At 68.9% G+C, this 18,884-nt stretch carries 18 protein-coding genes; 6 read left to right on the forward strand and 12 right to left on the reverse strand.

The annotated features are described in order from the left end of the window. Positions 1 to 187: 187 nt before the first annotated feature. Positions 188 to 595 (reverse strand): hypothetical protein, encoded by a 408-nt coding sequence (locus BUB75_RS13585; protein WP_073256713.1) that lies wholly within the window; start codon positions 593 to 595, stop codon positions 188 to 190. 416 nt (positions 596 to 1,011) lie between these two features. On the opposite strand from BUB75_RS13585, the gene BUB75_RS13590 reads away from it, so the two are divergent. Both BUB75_RS13590 and BUB75_RS13595 read left to right on the forward strand, forming a co-directional pair. Next, on the forward strand, positions 1,012 to 2,295 hold the full coding sequence (locus BUB75_RS13590) for an NsdA family TPR-like regulatory protein (protein WP_143175173.1): 1,284 nt from the start codon (positions 1,012 to 1,014) through the stop codon (positions 2,293 to 2,295). Then, positions 2,296 to 2,838 carry a GNAT family N-acetyltransferase gene (locus BUB75_RS13595; RefSeq protein WP_073256718.1) on the forward strand — a complete coding sequence of 181 codons (543 nt, stop codon included), beginning with the start codon at positions 2,296 to 2,298 and terminating at the stop codon, positions 2,836 to 2,838. A gap of 8 nt (positions 2,839 to 2,846) precedes the next feature. Here BUB75_RS13595 and BUB75_RS45080 read toward each other — a convergent pair whose 3' ends face one another. The 11 genes from BUB75_RS45080 to BUB75_RS13640 form a co-directional block, all read right to left on the reverse strand. Continuing rightward, positions 2,847 to 6,119 (reverse strand): LysM peptidoglycan-binding domain-containing protein, encoded by a 3,273-nt coding sequence (locus tag BUB75_RS45080; protein ID WP_143175174.1) that lies wholly within the window; start codon positions 6,117 to 6,119, stop codon positions 2,847 to 2,849. Beyond that, the gene (locus BUB75_RS13605; RefSeq protein ID WP_084740990.1) at positions 6,116 to 7,615 is read right to left on the reverse strand and encodes a TadA family conjugal transfer-associated ATPase; all 1,500 of its coding nucleotides are present in this window, start codon (positions 7,613 to 7,615) and stop codon (positions 6,116 to 6,118) included. The genes BUB75_RS45080 and BUB75_RS13605 overlap by 4 nt, the downstream gene beginning before the upstream one ends. Then, a complete protein-coding gene (locus tag BUB75_RS13610; RefSeq protein WP_073256724.1) occupies positions 7,612 to 8,418 on the reverse strand; it encodes a CpaE/TadZ family protein in 807 nt (268 codons plus the stop codon). Before BUB75_RS13610 ends, BUB75_RS13605 begins: the two co-directional genes overlap by 4 nt. Next, positions 8,418 to 9,104, reverse strand: a complete 687-nt coding sequence (locus BUB75_RS13615) for an SAF domain-containing protein (RefSeq protein WP_073256727.1) — start codon at positions 9,102 to 9,104, stop codon at positions 8,418 to 8,420. The genes BUB75_RS13610 and BUB75_RS13615 overlap by 1 nt, the downstream gene beginning before the upstream one ends. Further along, positions 9,101 to 9,772, reverse strand: a complete 672-nt coding sequence (locus BUB75_RS46215) for a hypothetical protein (protein ID WP_218617496.1) — start codon at positions 9,770 to 9,772, stop codon at positions 9,101 to 9,103. The genes BUB75_RS13615 and BUB75_RS46215 overlap by 4 nt, the downstream gene beginning before the upstream one ends. A 38-nt stretch (positions 9,773 to 9,810) precedes the next feature. After that, positions 9,811 to 10,368: a hypothetical protein gene (locus BUB75_RS13625; protein WP_143175176.1), complete on the reverse strand. Its 558-nt coding sequence runs from the start codon at positions 10,366 to 10,368 to the stop codon at positions 9,811 to 9,813. A 210-nt stretch (positions 10,369 to 10,578) separates the two neighbouring features. Further along, on the reverse strand, positions 10,579 to 12,069 hold the full coding sequence (locus tag BUB75_RS45085) for a hypothetical protein (protein WP_143175177.1): 1,491 nt from the start codon (positions 12,067 to 12,069) through the stop codon (positions 10,579 to 10,581). Positions 12,070 to 12,083: 14 nt separating this feature from the next. After that, complete coding sequence (locus BUB75_RS13630) at positions 12,084 to 12,518, reverse strand: hypothetical protein (RefSeq protein WP_073256734.1); 435 nt, start codon at positions 12,516 to 12,518, stop codon at positions 12,084 to 12,086. A 168-nt stretch (positions 12,519 to 12,686) separates the two neighbouring features. Further along, a complete protein-coding gene (locus BUB75_RS45090) occupies positions 12,687 to 12,875 on the reverse strand; it encodes a hypothetical protein (RefSeq protein WP_143175178.1) in 189 nt (62 codons plus the stop codon). A 36-nt stretch (positions 12,876 to 12,911) separates the two neighbouring features. Then, positions 12,912 to 13,577, reverse strand: a complete 666-nt coding sequence (locus tag BUB75_RS13635) for a hypothetical protein (RefSeq protein WP_073256736.1) — start codon at positions 13,575 to 13,577, stop codon at positions 12,912 to 12,914. Between the two features lie 239 nt (positions 13,578 to 13,816). Continuing rightward, positions 13,817 to 14,809, reverse strand: coding sequence for a peptidoglycan DD-metalloendopeptidase family protein (locus BUB75_RS13640; RefSeq protein ID WP_218617497.1), 993 nt, complete (start codon positions 14,807 to 14,809; stop codon positions 13,817 to 13,819). A 270-nt stretch (positions 14,810 to 15,079) separates the two neighbouring features. On the opposite strand from BUB75_RS13640, the gene BUB75_RS13645 reads away from it, so the two are divergent. From BUB75_RS13645 to BUB75_RS13660, 4 genes are read left to right on the forward strand one after another with little or no spacing between them, the layout of a single operon-like run. Next, entirely contained in the window at positions 15,080 to 15,427 is a 348-nt protein-coding gene (locus BUB75_RS13645) for a hypothetical protein (protein ID WP_218617498.1), read from the forward strand. A 7-nt stretch (positions 15,428 to 15,434) separates the two neighbouring features. Further along, positions 15,435 to 16,148 (forward strand): DUF8175 domain-containg protein, encoded by a 714-nt coding sequence (locus BUB75_RS13650; RefSeq protein ID WP_073256741.1) that lies wholly within the window; start codon positions 15,435 to 15,437, stop codon positions 16,146 to 16,148. Further along, positions 16,148 to 17,377 (forward strand): hypothetical protein, encoded by a 1,230-nt coding sequence (locus BUB75_RS13655; RefSeq protein ID WP_073256743.1) that lies wholly within the window; start codon positions 16,148 to 16,150, stop codon positions 17,375 to 17,377. Before BUB75_RS13650 ends, BUB75_RS13655 begins: the two co-directional genes overlap by 1 nt. A gap of 7 nt (positions 17,378 to 17,384) precedes the next feature. Further along, positions 17,385 to 18,872 carry an SCO6880 family protein gene (locus tag BUB75_RS13660; protein ID WP_342761131.1) on the forward strand — a complete coding sequence of 496 codons (1,488 nt, stop codon included), beginning with the start codon at positions 17,385 to 17,387 and terminating at the stop codon, positions 18,870 to 18,872. Positions 18,873 to 18,884 lie beyond the last annotated feature (12 nt).

Raw genomic sequence — 18,884 nt, forward strand, 5'->3', positions numbered from 1 at the left:
TCCGACCTCCACGTCAAATCAGTCGCTACCCCGGAATGCTTCGATCCGAGGCGCCATGTGGAAACGCCACGCTGCCGGGCATGTCACCTGCTGCTGCGCTGCCGCGAGAGCCATTCCCGGTGCACGTTTCGGCAACAGCGACGCCGCGCCGGTCGCCCGCGCCGCTATGTCAGTCTCAGTGCGCCGTCTAGAAGAGGTACCCGGCCAGGGCGCGCACGGCTCGTCGGTGACGGGGGGAGAGTCCGAGTCGGGCACCACCGGCGACTGCACCGTTGTCCCAGAGCGCTGCCTGGGCCTCGACCCAGTGAAGGAAGTCCGCTCGGGCTCGAATGGGTGTAACGGATCGGGCATCGGCGATCTCCTCCCAGGTGGCGCCGGCCTCGACTGCATCGCGGACGTCTGCCTGGGAGCCCCACGTACAGGTGCGGACGATGGCAGCCCGCACCTCCAGCAGGCGAAGGTAGGTGCCCGCCGTCAAGGGTTCCCCGAAGTCGGACGCGCGAGCAACGGTGACGCGATGCGCGAGTTGCGCCTCTTCGGCGAGCAACGCGCCAAGGGAGGCGGCACGCAGGTCGTCCGGACACTGATCGGCCATCGGTCCTTGCAGTTCCGAGGCCCCCTCCGTGCCCCGGACAGGGCCGAGGCAGGCAGGAGGCCGGACGGCCGTTGGGGAATCACGGCCGTCTTCGCTGCCTGCCTCGGCGGGCGCCGGACAATCGCTCCGCACAGCACGAAGTCGGGCACTGCCGACTCGGGCAGACCAGTCTGGTCCTGGAATCCGGTTGCCGGTCTCCATCGCTGCGCTCCTGCGAATGAGGGGGTTGCGGCGCCGTAATTGACGCGAGGGGTCGGTAGTGCCATTCGATCGCGAGGTGGTCGGCAATGGCCTGTGGGAAGACCGGAGTTGACTCGCACGGACCCTGAACAAATCTCCGTCCACAACGCCGCTCCTCCGAACACTTTGACCGGGCTCTGGGGTCTAGCGTTTGAAACAAAGAGGAAGGAGCCGCGGTGGTAGAGAGCCGGAATGCACGACTCGCGGCGCGAATGGCAGATCTCGGACTCACCCGGGAAGGCCTCGCGCGTGAGGTCAATCGCGTCGTCGCAGGAACTCGTTCGCCCATTGCGGCGGTTGCGACCGAACGGTGGGTCTATCTGCTGCTGTCCGGCCGGACACGTTGGCCCCGGGCGCATTATCGCGCCGCGCTGGAGGAGATCTTCGGGTGTACCGCTCTCGACCTCGGCTTCATCCCTCCGTTGGGTAAGCCTGGCGCGTGTCGGCGGGTGCCGACGAGGAGCAAGGAGGTTGACGTGGATCGACGGCGATTCCTCTACCTGGCCGGTGCCCTCGGCGCAGCGACGGTCACGCTGCCGGACGTGAGGACCGGCGCACGGATCGGTCTGGCCGATCTCGAACGTCTCCGCGCGCCGCTCCACGAACTCTGCGTCTTCGACCAGCAGCACGGAGCGGCGAACCTCGTCGGTGCGGCGACTCAGGCCGGGGCCCTCGTGTCCGATGTACTGCGCCACGGAACGATGTCCGGTCGCGTCCGTCGATCCGCCTACACGCTTCAGGGCGAATACATGACCGCAGCAGCCTGGTTCTCGCTGGACTCCGACAACCTCCCAAGCGCTGGCCGCTACCTCGATCGCGCGTTGACCGTGGCCGCTATGGCACAAGATCCTCTGCTGCAAGGAGACATCTGGAACCTGATGGCCTACCGCGCGAGCGAGGCCGGCAACTGGAATGAAGTCCTCACCATCGCCCAGGCTGGGTTGGCGAGCACAGGGGCACGCCGTGAGCCACGAATCGCCGCGATCATGCACGGCTGGGCCGCCAAGAGCTACGCGGCGCAGGGATACCAAGGCTGGTCGACCCGCGCGATCGGCCGCGCCCACGACGCCGTCAACAAGGTGACCCAGCCGCCGGCCGCGGAATGGCTCACGTTCGTCGACCATTCCGAGGTCGACGCGTTCGCCAGCAACGCCGCCCGCCGCATGGGCCGCTATCGCGAGGCCGATGACCTGGCTCAACGCGCTGCGCTGGCCACTCCCCCAGGTCGCGACCGAAACCGGATCAGCCGCACGCTCATGAGCGTCCAAGCCCGGCTCGGGCTCGGCGAGGTCGACGGAGCAGCAGAGGCGGCAGAGACGCCGCTTCAGAAACTGCCCGCGCTGCGATCCGACCGGTTGCTCCGCAGAATGCACGACGTCCGGAAGGAGTTCGCGGCCTGGCGTGAGGTGTCCTCGGCGCGGGACTGGGTCGACCGTTTCGATGCGACCACCGCTGCGTGAATGAGCAGCCTCGACCTGCGGCATTACCGCAATCCGTCCGAGGTTCGTGACCTCCTCGTCAACGTCTACGCAGAGGTCTACGCCCACGAGTTGAACGAACCCTTCTCCACCATCGAGGCGTTCAGTGATCGGCTCGCCGGGCACGTCACGATTCCGCGATGGGAGTGCGTCGTCGGCTACGACGACGCCGAGCCGGTCGCCTACATCTACGGCGGCTCGCTCCGTGCCACCACCTCCTGGTGGCACGACCTCGATCCGCCGGTGTGTGGCGACTTCATCCGCGAGGACGGCCATCGCACCCTGGGCATCTTCGAGCTGATGGTCCGCAGGCCCTGGCGCAAGACCGGCGCGGCTCACGCGATCCACGAAGAGCTGCTCGCCGACCGGCCTGAGCAACGCGCGTCGCTCGCGGTCGACCATGCCCATCCGCGCGTCCGAGCCATGTATGAACGGTGGGGCTACCGGTTCGTCGGCGCGCACCGACCGCCTGGCATCGCGGCACCGCTGCTGGACATCATGGTGCGCGACCTCCGCCCGAGCTGACCTTCCCGTCAGCGCCCGGCCACCCCCATCCGGTCGGGCATGACCTCGCACAGCAGCTGATACGTCACGCGATCGAGATCCTCCGGGACCTCGGCCTCGCGTTCACTCATCAGCGAACCCAGAAGATGCTCGAGTTCCGCTTCGTTCCCAGCCGCAGCAGCGATCCGCAAATGGTCGCGCCACGGGATGTCGCTGTCCCGGTCGACGTCAGCCACCCACGCCTGATCGGCGGCCCACCGCGCTTCCCGAAGATCACCGGCGGCCAAGCAGAAGTCGACGAGGTGATGCGCGGTGTCGACGATCGCCGAAACCAGATGCATCGGCGCGAGGTCAGAGGTCGTCAGCCACGGATAAGGGTTCCGGGCGTTGCTGCTGAAGGCGACGTCCGCTCCGGCAAGAGGCGCGCCGCGCACGAGGCTCAACGCCGCCCTCAGGTCGGCCACACCGTCCGGGCCCTTCCCTTCCGCGCGGGCCCGCAAGCGCCGGAACAGGTGCCAGTCGAGCAGGTAGCCGTCACGCAGCCGATAACGCCGCTCACTGTCCAGCTCGGGAAGCCACTTCTCGCCACCGGGGGCTTTACCCAGCCACGTGCGAGTGCGGGTGATCGCGACGCGCCGCGCGGCCGGCTCGATGACGCGGTTGGGCCAGAGCGCGTCGTCGAGCCGGTCCGGGGTAGCACCACGACTGCCGCAGCCCGCAAGGTAGACGGCAACCTCTGCGTGGAAGCGCTGTCGCTGCCGTGGCTGAGTACCCGGCGCTTCGAGGGAGACCGGCCCGAGAATGCCGATGCGCGGCCGCGTCGGATCCGCACCGAGCCAGGCCGCGAGGTCGCCATCGAGGGTGTCATCGGGGTTACGCGGAACGGCGGATCGCTGGGTCGACACCTCGTTCGCCATCGCCGACGCGTCGGCGACGGGCGGTTTACGTCCATCCCACACTGGATCGGAGGCGGCTTCCGCGTTAGCGGAGGCGTTGCGGTCCTGCTCAGTGGCCTGGTTCGACGGCGCCTCACCACGCGGCGGAGCGAATAGCCCGTCCCCCTCCGTTAGGTGAAGGGCGGAGTCGGGGGCCGTCGGCGGCTTCGTGGACGCTGAAGAGTCCAGGCCTCTGTCTGCGGTGGCGAGTAGCTCCGCGAGGGCGCTCAGCTCGATGCGAGGCAGGCTGGCGGCGGTCAGCTCGCCGTCATCTGCCTGGATTCCGAGGAAGGGAACGTCGAGTCGACCGTCGGTGGCGATCTGCAGCGTCCAGCGCCCGGCGTTCCGGTCGGACGCGATGACTACGGCTGCCGCGCATCGGCCGGCAGCGGCGAGTTCGGTGTCGAGCGCATCGAGGCTGTTCAGGTCATCGGGGCCGCAATCGGCGGCAAGAAGCACGTAGGGTGTCCAGCCATCGGCGGCGGTGTCGTTGAGACGTCCGTCAAGTGCATCGGTAGCGCCGCGGTGGCTCACGTTGCCGACGACCTCGGCGACGCGGCGGCGCAATCCTGCGATCCCCTCGGCAGCGCTTGGGACAACTTCGATGCGCTCTCCGCCGCTCAGGGCAGCAAAGACGCCGACCTCCTCCGCGTCGAATCCAGCAAGCATGACGTCGACGTGGTCGCTCCAGGTATTGGAGGCGAGCTCGGCGGCGAGGTATCGCAGCAGATCCGCGCAGCGCGCCGGATCACCCACCAGCGTGAGGGTGCCCAAACGCTCGAGGTCGAGGAGCAGGTGCGTTCCCGGTTGCGAGCCGACGGTTGCCAGGGCCGGGAGGGCTGCTAGGAGCCCCTCCACCGGCGGCAGAACAGCCTCTGCGGGAAGGGTCCAGCGGGTGCCGTCCGAGACCCACGGCGTCGGTGGCATCGCGCAAGGCTTGGTCAAGAGCAGATGTACGGTCTCGCCGTCGAGCCAGACTCCGACGATGTCAGGCACCGTGCCTGCCGGTCGGCCCGCCAGGCCGGACCCGAGAACACGGAGCGCCTGGTCGAGACGGTCGGAGGCGACGGGTTGCGCCGCGGCGCGGAGCTCGGTTTCCGCGCGCGGATCCGACGGCATGGGGACCCGCCTGCCAACGGGACGGTGATTCTGCTGCCGACGGCGTCGACGAGCGAGTATCGCGAGTGACACTGCGGCGAGCAGTCCCGCAGCAGCTAGCGGCGCCCCGACCGGCAAGGCCTGCTCGAGCGTGCTCTCGTGTGTCGTAGCGGCGCCTGACTGGCTGGGCGCCGTGGTCGACGGTGGTGCGGCAGATCTTGCCGAAGCCGAGGCATCCGGCCGAGGTGTGGACGGCGCGGCACTGGCAGACGCCACGGGTGGACTCGGCGCGGGCGTGACAGGACCAGGCGCCGGCGGTGCCGGGCTCTTCGGCGCGGTGGATGGCGGCGGAGCAGGTACGACCCGGCGAGCGGGCGAGAATCCGCCATTCGCGTGTGGTCGGGCGCCGTTGTCCCTGGCGCCCGAGGGAATGAGGATCCGCTGGCCCGGCCCAATGAGGTCGGGGTCAGCGATACCGCTGACGCGGGCGAGCTGTCGGAATGCACCAGGGTCACCGAGGAAGCGCTCCGCGATTTCCGCGAGCCTGTCGTCCCGGGTAACGGTGTAGATGCCTGCGGCAGTCTCGACGCGGCCGGCCGCGTGCGTTCGTGGGCCGCGATCTCGGGCGTTGGCCGGTAGCCAGATCGGCTCGCCGGGTCGGATCAGGTCGACGTCATCGATCGCGGTGAGCGTCGTGAGTTCCCGATAGCGGCTCGAATCGCCGAGGAGGCGCTCCGCGACCTCGGCGAGCCTGTCTCCTTGGGCGACTACGTAGATAGACGGTGCGACCGTGGCGGCTGCCGGTGCCGTCGGTGCTGCCTGCAGGCGGCTCGTATCGAGCCACGCCGCTGCCGTCGGCGCGGCGCTCGCGGGCGGCGCGCCGCTGGCCATCGTGGGTGCACTCGCCAGAAGGACGGCCGCGATCAACGCTGCGACGAGCCGCTGTGGACCACCTAGTCCCGGCAGGCGGATCGACGGCCGGTGCCGGAGCGCCGCCGCAGCCTCCACCACGACGCAGAGGGTGAAGCTGAACCAGGCCATCCAGGCAACGGCAGTGAGAACGCGGAGAAACAGAGCGCCGCTGTCCGGCGCCGTCAACGTGTCGAGCACTTCCGCAACATCCGGTAGGTGATCCGGCAGCGGGGACGGAGCCCAGGTGAGCAGCACGACTGGGCCGCCCGCGACAACTCCGACGATCGTGACCAGGGCCGCTAAGCCGGCCGCTAATCGCTTCGCTATGCCGGTCGGTGCCGTTGACAGGCTGCTCATCCGGCTGCCTCCATCGGTCTGAGAACGCTGTCGAGCGGTCTGGCCCAGGTGCCCTGCTCGCTACTGATCCAGCCGGCGAGCGCGCGGGCGTCGTACCCGACCCGCAGCAGCTGATCGCGGGTCCGCCCCGGAAGGTGCTTCGGAACGGCCCGCCCGTCGCTGCCGGGACCGAACACGGTCGTGGTCGCGATCCGGTCACCGATGACCCCGTCGATCTCCTCGATGTGCGACACGAACCGGTGCTTACGCCCGCCGATCGCGGTCTCGTCCTGCACGGTGACGTACACGACCAGGTCGAGGGCGTTCCCGGCCATCCGCCGGGCCAGCTCCACGGTCATGTCCTTGCCGTGGGAGAGCGACAACTCGATGATCCGCTCGGTCACCGCCTGCGGCGTCCGCGCGTGGATCGTGCACATCGACCCCCGCGAGGTCGTCATCGCCTGCAGCATCGGCACGATCTCCCGCGACCGCACCTCACCGACGATCACCCGCAGCACACCCAACCGCAGCGACAACGGAATCAGGTCCGCGATCGTCACCTCACCCGCCGGACGCCCCGAGAAGTCCCGCTCCCCGTGCCCCTCCCGGGCCTCGAACGACATCGCCCACGGATGCCGCGGCGACGCGTGCAACCCCAGCTCCCGGGACTCCTCCAGCACCACGAACGCTTCCTGCCGCGGGATCTCGGCCGCCAACGCCCGCAGCAGCGTCGTCTTTCCCGCCCCGGCCAAACCGGCGACCATGATGTTCAGCCCGGCCCGCATCGCCGCGGACAGGAACTCCCCCATCAGCGGATCGATCATCTCCGACAGATCCCCACGGCCACCGGCCAGATCCGGCAGCGTCACGTCCAACGTGGAATGCCGCCGGATCACCGCGTAGGGCCGGTGCGACACCTGATACACCGCCGCCAGCCGCGACCCGTCCGGCAACTGCAGATCCAACACCGGACGCGACGTCGACAGCGACCGCTCGGTCGACCCCGCCCGCCGCGCCGCGGTCTGCAGGATCTCCACCATCTCCTCGTCGGACTCCGCGATCGGCGACCCGACCTCCACCGCCCCGGTCCGCCGGGTGATCCGCACCCGATCGCACCCCAGGACGTGCACTTCCTCGATCGACGGATCCGCCAGCAACGCCTGCAGACGACCCAACCCGACCAGATCGGCGATCACCGCCTCCAACAGCGCCCGCTCGTCAGCCGCCCCCAACGGCACACCCGCCCGCCGCTGCGCGTCCACCCACTCCGCGACCTGCTGACCGGCGACCCGGTCCCGTTCCCGACGACGATCGTCCTCAGAAACGTCCGGATGATTGCGTAACCACAGCGAGAGCCGCTCGCTGATCTGCCGCCCCAACAACCGCACCGCCGCGTAGTCCACGGCGGCCTGCGCAGCAGGTCGCGTACTCCTCTCGCCACCTGATCGTGGAGCAGGGAGGTTGGGTGCCGACTGCCGGTCCGGAGGCTGAAAGGCGGGCTGGATCGGCACGCTCACCCGCCTTGGAGAGCACGGGGCGCATGCTGCTCTCGACGGGCACCGACTGCTCGGCGTATTCGGCGATCGCTCTCGATCGCCGCGCGCATCAACGGACGGCCGAAGCCGATCTTTCCGCCGTGTGCCAGTGCATGCGCGCTTCGCCGATCGTCCGGCAGGGTGGTGATCAGCGGTGCTCGTAGCTGGCCGGCGACCTCGTGTGCGCCATAGGGTCCCGACCGCGTGACGACGACGCCCAGAGCACGGTCCGAGCCTGTCTGCTCGGTCAGGTGCTTGCGCAGGGCTTCGGCGGCCGGCACCGCGGTCCCTGCGGACAGCAACGTGGGCTCGACGACCAACAGGACGACGTCGGCACGGGCGATCACCGGCCACGGCGTGTGCGGCGCGACCAGACGTCCGCAGTCCACGAGGACGTCGTACGCACGCTCGTCACGTTCGATCTGGGCGAAGAGGCCGGCGCACCAGCGCCAGACCGGCGCGACGGTCGCGGCTTGCGCCGGATCGGTCAGCCCAGGGAGCAGTAGCCGATCCTCTCCCGGTGGGGAGAGGTCGACGAGCTCTCCCCAGAAATCCGTGGGGACGCCAGCGTCGGGCGGAGCCGATCGACGCAGAGCGCTCATCGCTACGGGCAGCAATCCGCCGCCCGCGCCGAGCCGACCCTGAAGGTAGCCGGGCAGCACCGATGCTCCGGCGGGGTCACATTCGGCCAGGACGACCGGGGAACTCCAAGTCAAGGCCAGGGCCAAGGCCATCGTCGTTACCCCCGGTGAGCCCTTGGCAGAGACCAGCGCTATCACGGTCATCAGCGCACCGATTTCAATAGGACGATGACGCGCCCCGCGGCGGCGACCGTTCCGACGTCGGCGGCTAACTCGGCCTCGACCGCGAAATACACGACCGTCGAGCCATCGGATTGCCGAGGTCTGCCGCTGGCTACGACCGTGGCGTCCCACTCACCGAGTTGGCCGGCTGTCTGGGTCTTGGCCGCACTCGCCAAAGTCTTGGTGTCGGGCAGCTCGACCAGCGTCACGCTGTCGCCCGGATAGAGGCGCTCCGCCGGCATGCGTCCGGGTTCGAGTTCGATCCCGACGCGCCGTTGTCCCTCGCCGCCGATCGGTTTGTCGGTCACCGCGTCGCTGACGAGGAGCTGCCCTCGCAGGAGGGTCACCGTCGCCCGCTGGCCGATGATCGTCGATCGCTCGCCCGCGGACACGAGCGAGAGGTCGGAAACGTCCGGGACCTGAACGACGGTGAGATCCGCGTTGTCGATCCGAGCGCCAGCCCTTACGTCACGGGCGATTGCTAGAAAATCGTGCGTGTCGGTGACCGTGTAGAACGCGGCCGCCGAGAGAACGCCGCCCGTCGTGACGAGGAAGACCGCCAGCGAGAGCAGCCCCTTGCTCACACGGCGGGGTCCGAGCGCACGCGGGGCCGCGACCGGCCGAAACGCGGGCGCGGCCGGACGGTCGTTCGGGGTGGGCGTGGTCACTGGCTCACCACCTGTAGCTCGTCGATTCGGATCTGCGTTTCGCTCTGCGCTGTCGTCGCGATAACGCCCGTCTCGGCGGTGCCGACGATTTGCCAGACCACGTTCCAGTGAGTGGTTCCGGTGACCGTGTAGACGCCGTCGGCCTGCGAGCGGCTCGACTTCGTGTAGCGGTGGCCGCAGTCCGGCGACTCCGCGTTCCCGTAGGAGGCGTCGTACGGAGTGCCAGGTCCGTTGCAGGTAATCACCGTGCCATCACCCAGTTCCCACGTGATAGACGTCGCCTCCGCTCGCACGGTCACCGCGATCCCGGTGACCGCTGTCGTCTGCTCCAGAGGACCCCAGGTCTCCGGCGTCACTTCGGTCCACAGCCAGACCGGCAGGCCCACCAGGCCTTGGCCGTCCGTACTCGGGGCGACACCGATCTCCGGACCGCGTAGCGGCAGGAAGGAGACCGCCTGCTCGGCCGCCTGAGCTGGGGTAAGTGCCACTTGGCCCGGGGCGGCCTGGCCGGCTGCTCCACCCGGCTGAGGTTCGGCAGCGACTGCCGGTTGATCGGCGGTTCTTCCCGGTACGCGCGGCTTCTCGACGCGACTGATGCACCCTAGATCGGGCGGGCAGGTGGCGGGAGGATCGTCGTCAGCGTTCGCCGCCTGAGCGGACAGCGTCATGCCTACGGTGCCCGCGAGCAGACAGGCGCCCATCCGGCTCAACACGGCGTCGTCCGCTGGGTCGTGGAGTCAGCGAGGTACCACTTGCCGTTGAGCTGCTTCGCGGATGCGGTGATAACGAACCGCGGAAGCTCGCCAGCCGGCTTGAGGTTTTCCCCCGTCGTCTTGTCGACCGGCGTGGATTTCGACATATCGAGGCAGATGCGGAGCGCCGCAGTCGGCGGTTTGGTGTCGAGATTGAGCGACGTGACCTGCGCATCCCATGTGGGTCTACCGCGATAAACAACGTTCAGATCGCGAAGTTTGTCGAGGTCCTTGATGGTCGCGGTTAGCTTGGGATCAACGGAGTACCTCGCGAAGTCTTCGCGTCGGTAAGTGCCCGAGGTCACCGCATCGGCGAAGGCGTCGTACCAGCCGTCGTAGGCGGCCTTCACCTGCTGCCGTGTAGCGACACCGTCGGTGCTGGCAGAGGACGCCGTCGATGGCGCGGGAGTCTTCTCGGACTCGCGGTCACACCCAACCTGTGTGCAGGCGATCAGCAGCGCGAGTGACAGAGCAATCCAGCGTGTGCTCCATCGACGCGGCCGGAGGGTCATCGTCACGTCCTTACCCGGTTTGACGTGAGCATGGGCGCTACGGACCAGCGGGAACGATCATCCGCCGGCGTCTCCGTGCAAAGTGGACCCGACGATAGCTCACGATCACTGTGAGAAACGAGGGAATTACAGAGAACGCTGAATATTGCGTAACGCGTGAATCGGTAGTCACACGTACCAAGCCCCGAGCCGGTTCGGAAACTTGTTCGGTCAAGCGCTGCGGCGTCGCGTCCGTGCGGATGTGGAGCTCTCCTTGAAGCGACGTGTTCCCGCCGATGGAGGCACCGGCAGAAGGGGCGCGTTGAGTGAGCGCTGCGTAAGCGGGAAATCCTCTGCGGTCGGGGCGCGATCGAACCCACCGCCGTCCGCTCTGAGCCGCGGAACCACGCCAGCGACCAGCGCTCGAAGCGCGGCCCGTAGCGCGAGTTGGACATCTTCGACACGCCCACCAGCGGAATCGGGAGCCCGCCACGCCAGCGCCGTGCTCGTCGATGCGTCGGGCGAAGGTTCTCGGCGGCTGAACAGATGCCCGGCATCCCGTCCGGCGAAGAGCGAGCCCTCAATCACGCGCGCGAATCGCAGAACGTGGCGCAGGCCATCCGCGGCAGCACCCTGCCAAGCCGGGCGACTGCGCGGGTTGCTTTGCAACTCTGACAAGACTTCGGACACGCCTCGCGCCAATGCGACCCCGCCACCATTTCTGTCCGGAGATGCATGAATAGTCGCAACGTGTGTCAGACGGTGATAGCAGGCACGCCACGCGTTGACTGCCTGCGCACACGGCGCCGCCAGCGAGGGATGCACAACACCCGCCAGGTGTGTGAACCTCGATGCCACGCTGACCGCGATCCTGAGATCTGTAGCGGTCAGCTCGGACGCGTTCTCGTGCAGCCACCGGCTGTACTCTGCGGCGGCGCGGCTGAGCTCGGATGGCGAACGGGGCGGTTCGACGCGTGGCGACGTATAGACCGTCACTTGATCAACGGCGCCGCGGGCAATCGGGCGTAGCCGATCGAGGACCCTCCCTGCGGCGCTCCGTATGCGGGTCCTTCCACGCCTACCCTCGACACCGAGCGACGAGGTCAGCCAAGCCACTCGCCCCACATCGTCAAGTTCCTCGAACGTCCCGGCAGGCCTGCCCAGGTGGCGCGCGATCCCCCGCGCCAGCCCGGGCACAATCGCTTCGTGAGCCGCGTAGTACGTGCTGACGGCCATCGCGGCGTCCGCGAGGATGATGCGGGCGTTGTCCCTGCCTCGCAACGCGCGGTACGGCTCGGGGTCCGCCGATCGCGGAGCGGTGACATGGGAATCCAGCAGGTCCCACGCCGCGCCAACGTAGTCGGACGCTCTGAGCAACGAAGCCACGGCCGGAGGTCGACTGAATTGGCCGTCCTCGATGGTCAACTCGTGGAGAAATGCGGACACTGATGCTGTCTGCGTGAAGGCACCGATTCGGGCGCGTAGCGCCTCGATGTCCGCCAACTCATGGTCGTCGACGCTCGACACGTGATCCTCCCGGTGAGCGAGCGGAGTGGTCGGCGCGATCGCGAACGTCTGCAGGATGCGGACTGCACCCCGATTGAGCCGATCGCGGCTGGCTGCAAGGCGCAGCACATCGCGGACCTCAACAAGGTCCGTCTGCTGCCGGAGCGCGGTCGCCATCTCCCGGTGTGCTCCGCTCAGGAGCTCGCCGTAGGTCACCGGCCCGCTCCTGTTCACGGTCGGGCGCCTGAGCCTGCCTCGATCAACCGGAGCAAGCTGCGAGTCGTCACGGCGGCGCACGCGATCATCGGAGCGTTGTTCGCGCCGAGCATGTAGCGCTGCAAGCCGTCGTAGATGGCAGTCCAAAGAACCTGCAGAGCGGCCCACAACTCGGGCGTCTCTGGGAAGGGCTCATCCGGAAGCGGAATGGTCAGCGCCTCCCCACCGGGCAGGAAGGCGAGGTCATCGGACACCGCAATGACGGTCTCCGTGATCGCCATCCAGCGGGCGGCGGCGTCTAAGTCCTCGGGCTCCGCGACGACCGCGGCATAGCGCGTCAGGGCGATGCCGACGCGCGCCGGATCCAGATCCGCGAAGGGAGCCGCCCGGATGGACTCGGCCGCGGCGTGGACGGCAGCATGCCAATCGTTCAAAGAGTCGGGAAACATGGAGAGAGGCTCCTCCGATCGCGGTGAAGGGTTCGCGGCTCTGCTCGGGCCTGTGGACAACCCGAGGACACCGACGCCGACGGACCGTCGTCAGAGCGACGTTGCCGGTGCCGGCGTAGCGGCAGATATGGCGAACGCCTTAGCGCTCGGCCCCGACCTGCGGCGCGTCTAGCGCTTCTTGCCCATACGACGAGGCGACGGCCGCACGATGGCAGATGGTGGGGCGCCGGGGTTAGCGCACTTGATCGCGTTGAGCAGGTGCTGCTGGGCTTCGAGGACGATGCGGAGTGCGTCAATCTGTGTCTGTATCGCGGACAGCAGATCCGATTGGTCGAGGTCTGCGCGATCGGCGTTCATAACGCTCCGCTGGGTTGGTTCGGTCCGTGGCTAGCGTCAGCGGCCTCGCCGAGGCTTGTTGTCCGGTGTCCTCGAAGCCGAGGATTGCGTCCGCCGCCGGTCTCGTGGAGTCGATGGAGCAGCCAGAGGACGCGGGGTTGGCGAGACTTCTTGATCCGGGACCACCGAGAGTCGCCGGCCACCCCCCTTCGGGAAGTAGCTGCGCCTCAACGGGTGCTCCCGCTCGCCGTGGGCGTACTCGAGCATCAATCGCCAGGCGGAGATCGCGGGCTGCTCGCCCAGCTGACGGAGGTTCGTATAGGCCTGCGCGGTAAGGGGCGGAAGGCGCGACACGGTGAGCGCGGGGAGCTCGCTCACCGTCCGCACCACGTCCATGGGGTTGCCGTTCACGAGCGCCACGTTCAGCTTGGCGAGCGGTTCGGTCAGGTTGGCCGGCCACCGAGCCGGAGCCACCGACGCCAGAGCCTCGGCCCGCGCGGTAACGGCGTCCATCCAAGGCCGGGCCGGCGCGAATATCGCTTTGGCCAAGGGCAGGTACCGGTCGTCGGCGCCGCGGGCCGCCATCACCTTCTCGATCTCAGCGAAGGCGGTGGTGTGCGGCACCGGCTTGCCGGGTTCGAATCCGAGTACCGCGAGAATGTGGCCGACCTGCTGATCCAAATGCTGTTCGATCGCGCGGCGGTCGGCCTCGGCGGGGGTCATGGCACGAACCCGGCTGGTCGTAGGACGCGCTTCCGATAGCCGGGAGGGCGCCCCGGCGCGCGCGGAACAGTCACGGCCGCCTGCGTTGGCGCAGTTCGGTGAAGCACCGTCGCCCTCCTCGGCCGATGGGTTGGCCTCAGGGCGCCAGAGCGGGGTTAGCGCGCTTGCTATCGGAGACGGCATCGATGGTTCTGACCTGCGGCTTGTTCGCCACCGGGACATGTCTGGCGACGAACACTTCATGGGCGAAGACGCCTGGCGCGGAGGTACGGCAAAGGATCGATGGGCTTGCCGTTGCGGCGCACCTCGAAGTGCAGGTGAGCCCCGGTCGAGTTGCCGGTCGACCCAACCCACCCGACCGGTTGGCCGACCGCCACCGGCTGTCCCTCGCGAACAGCGAGCCCGACCGCGTGGCAGTACCTCGTCGTGATGCCGTCGCCGTGCGCGATGGTGACCGTCCACCCACACCCGGCCACGCTCAGGCCACCTGGGCGATCGCAGTATCGGCTCGTGCACCTGGCTTCGACCACTGTCCCTGCCGCAGCCGCAAGGATTGGCGTTCCAACTGGCGCGGCAAAGTCCTGCCCGGCATGCATCGATTCCCACCGCGAGCCGAAACCACTCGTCAACCGAAAACGCCGGAGTGGCAACGTCCAGCCGTCGCTAGGACCGTGCGCCGCGTACCGAGGCAGGCGGGCTCGGATCTGTCCCGGATAGTCGTGCGCCAGCCCCTTCACCGGAACTCCACCAGCCCGGGTGATGCACGCGCGCCCGCAGAAGTACGCCGCCCACGCGACATCCATCGGCGCGCCGCGTAGCCGCCCATCGGCGATGCCACGTCGCGCCCAGGCGACGAGGTCGCACATCAACCTGCCCTGAGCGACGATCGCGTCCGGCGGGTCGAGCGCGGACGCCACGCCGTCCTGGTCGGCGTCCGCACCCCAGGCTGCCCAGGTGGCATCAGTGAATTGGGCGATCCCGCGCGCGGGCACCTCGCCGCTGTCGGCGTAGGCGTCCGGCCTCCACGCGGACTCGAGGTCCAGTTGCGCAGCGATTTGCGCCGACCCGATCTCTGGACAGATCGAGCCGGCCCGTAGGACCCACGCGCGGTATGGCGGCGGCACGGGCGCATCGGTTCGCAACGCGCGCCCGTCCGCCGAGGAACTGCTCGCAGGCGCCGACGCCGACGGCGACGTGGCGAGCGCCATCAAGCCCAGGGTCAGCGCGAGCACGGTTCCGAGGATGGCGACAACGCCTGCGACGGCTGATCCGCTGTCAGACGGCTGCCGGGAGGGCAGCGAGTAATAGAGCATCCTCATGCCCGCCTCCCACGTCCGAGCTCGGACGCCAAGCGAAGGCGCCCGGGCGAGACGGACGGGTTAGCCGGCCACTGGTAAGCGCTCGGCTAAGTCATGCATCAGGACGTCCGCCATCCGAGGCGGCTCACTGTTCGGCCGGACTGCCGCCGCCCGCACGAGGGCGGAGACCGAACGGAGGACGTTGTGACGCTGCCACTGATAGGGGCGATCGCCGAGCGCACGCCGGACATCGACGCGATGATGCACGGCGCTCTGGCCGCGCCGGCTCCGAGCCCGAGTTCGGGCATCCCTGATCCGCCGCCGAGCGAGATTCCTGGGCTCGGGCCCTTGATGGAGAAGTTCATCGGCTGGGGCAAGTGGGTCGTCCGCGGCGCCGGCGTCATCGGCATTCTGTGGTGCGCCGCAATGATGATCCTGGGCCGACGGAACCGGTCAGCGATGGCCGTCGAAGGCGCGGTCGGCGTGCCGTGGGTGGTCGGTGGCATGAGCCTTGCCGCCGTCGCGGTCACCCTGGTCGGCAGCGTTTTCTAGCACGCCGATGACGAGCTTCGATCCGGCCACCGAGGCCCGCCGTCGCACGCGGCGGCTCCTGACCCAGCTCGCCCTACTGCTCGTGCTGGTGGTCGCCGTAGCGTTCGGCGCGGCCCTGCTCGTTCGGCAGCTCGACGACACAGGTACAAGGCCGGCGTCGTCTACTGCCAGCCGAACTGAGACGCGCGGGGTGGCCATCCCGAGCGAGGTGGTGTTGGCCGGGGTTCATCTACCGATCTCGCCGGCCGCCGGTCCGCGCGTCGTCCGTAAGGGCCTTGCAGAAGGGTTCGCACACAACGCCGTCGGGGCCGCCTACGCAGCTATACATCTGAGTCTGCGCGTCACACCCGAGGTAGGCCCCGGCGTCTACCAGCCGACGTTCGAGGACCAGGTCGTCGGCGAGGACGTCGAGGACCTGAAGGCGATCGTCGAAGACGAATACCTTCGTCAGCGCGACGGCACCGGAATTCCCTACGGCCAGCCTGTGGGCGAGGTCAAGGCGACCGCCCGTGGCTACCGGGTGGATGCAGTTGATGCCCACACTGCGGCGGTCCGGCTGCTCCTCGCGGGCCGGGAGAGCGCCATGCTGACTACCTTCGCGATCCAGCTGCGGTGGGTCGCCGGCGACTGGGCGCTCGTGGCTCCTCCCGGCGGCGACTGGACACCGATGGTGGCCCGCGTTTACGCCGCCGACGGCTTCACGCCATTCGTGGTCCCCTGATGGCGTGCCCGGCCGGCGGTTGGAACGTCACGTGCGAAGTCACCGGTCAACTCGCCACCCAAGCCGGCGACAGCGTCCTCGGCGTTCTGTCGCAGGCGATCACCAGCGCGATCGCGTGGCTGGCGACGTGGACCGCCGCCTGGTGGTTGGCTGTGCCGAGCTACACGTCGGACACCTCACTTCGGTTGCAGGGCTGGGTGGCTCCGATCACGGCGATGATCGCGGTCGGCGGCGTGATGTGGCAGGGCCTGCTGATGATGGTGTCCCGCCGCCCGGAGCCCGTACTTCAGGTGGTGCGCATCCTGTGGTCGACGGCCCTGTGGGGCGCGATCGGCGTAGCCGGCACACACCTCGTCCTGCGCGCAGGCGACGACTTCTCACTGTGGATCCTGAACCAGGGACTCGGGCAGGTCACCGAGGACGGACTAACCGCCCGTCTGGCGGCGTTGCTGGTCCCCGCCCGGGCTGTACCGCCGGGCGTCATCGTCGTGGTCGGGGCCCTGGTTCTCATAGCCGGCTTCGTGCAGGCACTCCTGATGTTTCTCCGCGAGATCGGCTTGGTCGTCCTGGCCGGGCTGCTCCAACTCGCGGCGTCCGGCGCGGGTAGCCAGGCGACGAGCCAATGGCGGCCGAGGGTCGTCGCCTGGTGCGCTGCCCTGGCTGCCTACAAGCCAACGGCAGCAGTGATCTACACGGTCGGCATCACCATGGCGAGCGATCCGGACGATCCGCGGTCGTTCTTCATGGGCGTCACCGTGCTGATCCTCGCCATCCTCGCCCTGCCTCTGCTGGTCCGCCTGTTCTCCTGGACGACCGGCTCGCTGCAGAGCGGCGGAGGACTGGCGCTGCTCGCCGGGGCGGGCGCGGGTGGCGTGCATGCCGCGGCGTCGTTGCGGGGTGCCGGTGGCCGCGACATGCACGACTACATCCGCTATCTGGAGACCAGCGTGGCCGCGTCCGAACCGCCGGGTGCGGCGCCACCCGCAGCGTCGAGCCCTCCGACGTTCCACGGCCCTGCTGCGGGTCGCGGTGCACCGGCCGCTTCCTCCCCGGCGGCCGGTGCATCAGCGGGCGGCGCGGCCGGCGCCACCGGCGGATCGGGCGCGGCGGGAGCGGGCGGCGCGGCCGCAGCCGCGGCGACCGTCGCGCAGAGCGGCATATCGGCCGCTCGGTCCGGTGCGCGACGCGCTGGACGCGAAATGACCGACCCACCGACCAGCGGAGGGTGAACGCATCGTGGAAGAACACACCGACGAGGTCCGAACGTACGGCGGCTGGCGCCGGCGCCGGGGAATGGGTCTTTGGGGCTTGGGACCGAGCCAGACCCTCGCGGTACTCACCCTGATACTCGCGATTCTCGGGGCCGGCTCGATATCGACGACCGCCATGGTCGCGACAGCGTGCGTCGCCTTGATCGTGATCGGTGTCGCGGTCACCCGGCGGGGTGGAGTTCCGTTGGCGTCCGCGCTAACGCAACGGTGGCGGTGGAGCTGGGGCCAGGCACGCGGATGGACATCGTTCCGGGCGGGTGTGACAGCGCATCATCGCCACGCCTGGTCGCTGCCCGGAGTCCTCGCGTCGACCGAACTCGTCACCGTGGACGACGCCGACGGCACGCTCGGCTTGGTCCGGCATCAGCGCACCGGCACGTTGACCGCGACGCTGAAAGTAGCGGCCACCTCCACGTGGCTGGTCGATCGCGACCAAGCAGACACTTGGGTCGCACACTGGGGAGCCTGGCTGGCCGGCCTGGGCTACGTCCCGACCCTCCGCTGGATCGCGGTCACCGTGACCACCGCCCCCGCTTCCGCGGCACGGCTACGGAACTCGCTGGCTGCCCAGCTCGCACCGAACGCGCCGACGGCCGCCCACCGCATCCTTCGACGCCTCGCGAGCGTCGTCCCAGCAACGACCGCCGACGTCCGGACAAACGTGTCGATCACGTTCGATCCGGCTCGCTCACCGACCAGGTCGCGCCGGCTCGACGACGCCGTCGACGAAGTACGCCACCGTCTGCCCGGGCTCGAAGACTCGCTTGCCGCCTGCGGCGTCACGGTGCTGGGCCGTGCGACTGGCGCAGACCTCACCGCGACGGTGTTGACCGCCTTCGACCCGACGCTGCGCGACGACATCGACCGAATCATCGCCGCCGACGGCAGATTGCCGGACGAGACCCTCCTCGACTGGAGCTCGGCGGGTCCCGTTGCCGCTGACGAGGAGTACGGCCTCTACCGGCACGACGCGGCGATCAGCGTCTCCTGGGCCTGGCATGAAGCACCGCGCCAACAAGTGCACGCCGAGGTGCTGGCTCGGCTACTGGCACCGGGACAACACCACAAACGGGTGACGTTGCTCTACCGGCCGCTTCCCGCGGCCGACGCTGCCAAGGCGGTCGAGCGGGAGGTCAACGCTGCGGTTTTCCGGGACACCCTGCGGGTCGCTCAGCGCCGTGACGAGAACGCCCGTGACCACGCCGATCGAGGTCAGGCGGTCCGCGCGGCCCGAGAGGAGGCCGCTGGCGCGGGGATGGGCCTGATCAGCCTGTTCGTCACCACGACGGTCCTGCACCCCGACGACGTCAGCCACGCGGTCGCCGACATCGAGACGCGGGCGGACGTCGCGAGGATCCGGCTGCGCCGCTTGTGGGGCAGCCAATCCGTCGGTTTCGCGACCACGTTGCCCTGCGGCATCTGCCCGCCGCAGCTGGTCACCTGGCCGGTCTGACCCGGGAGGAAT

Origin of the sequence: Cryptosporangium aurantiacum (genome assembly GCF_900143005.1) — a bacterium.
GTDB classification, from domain to species: Bacteria; Actinomycetota; Actinomycetes; order Mycobacteriales; family Cryptosporangiaceae; genus Cryptosporangium; species Cryptosporangium aurantiacum.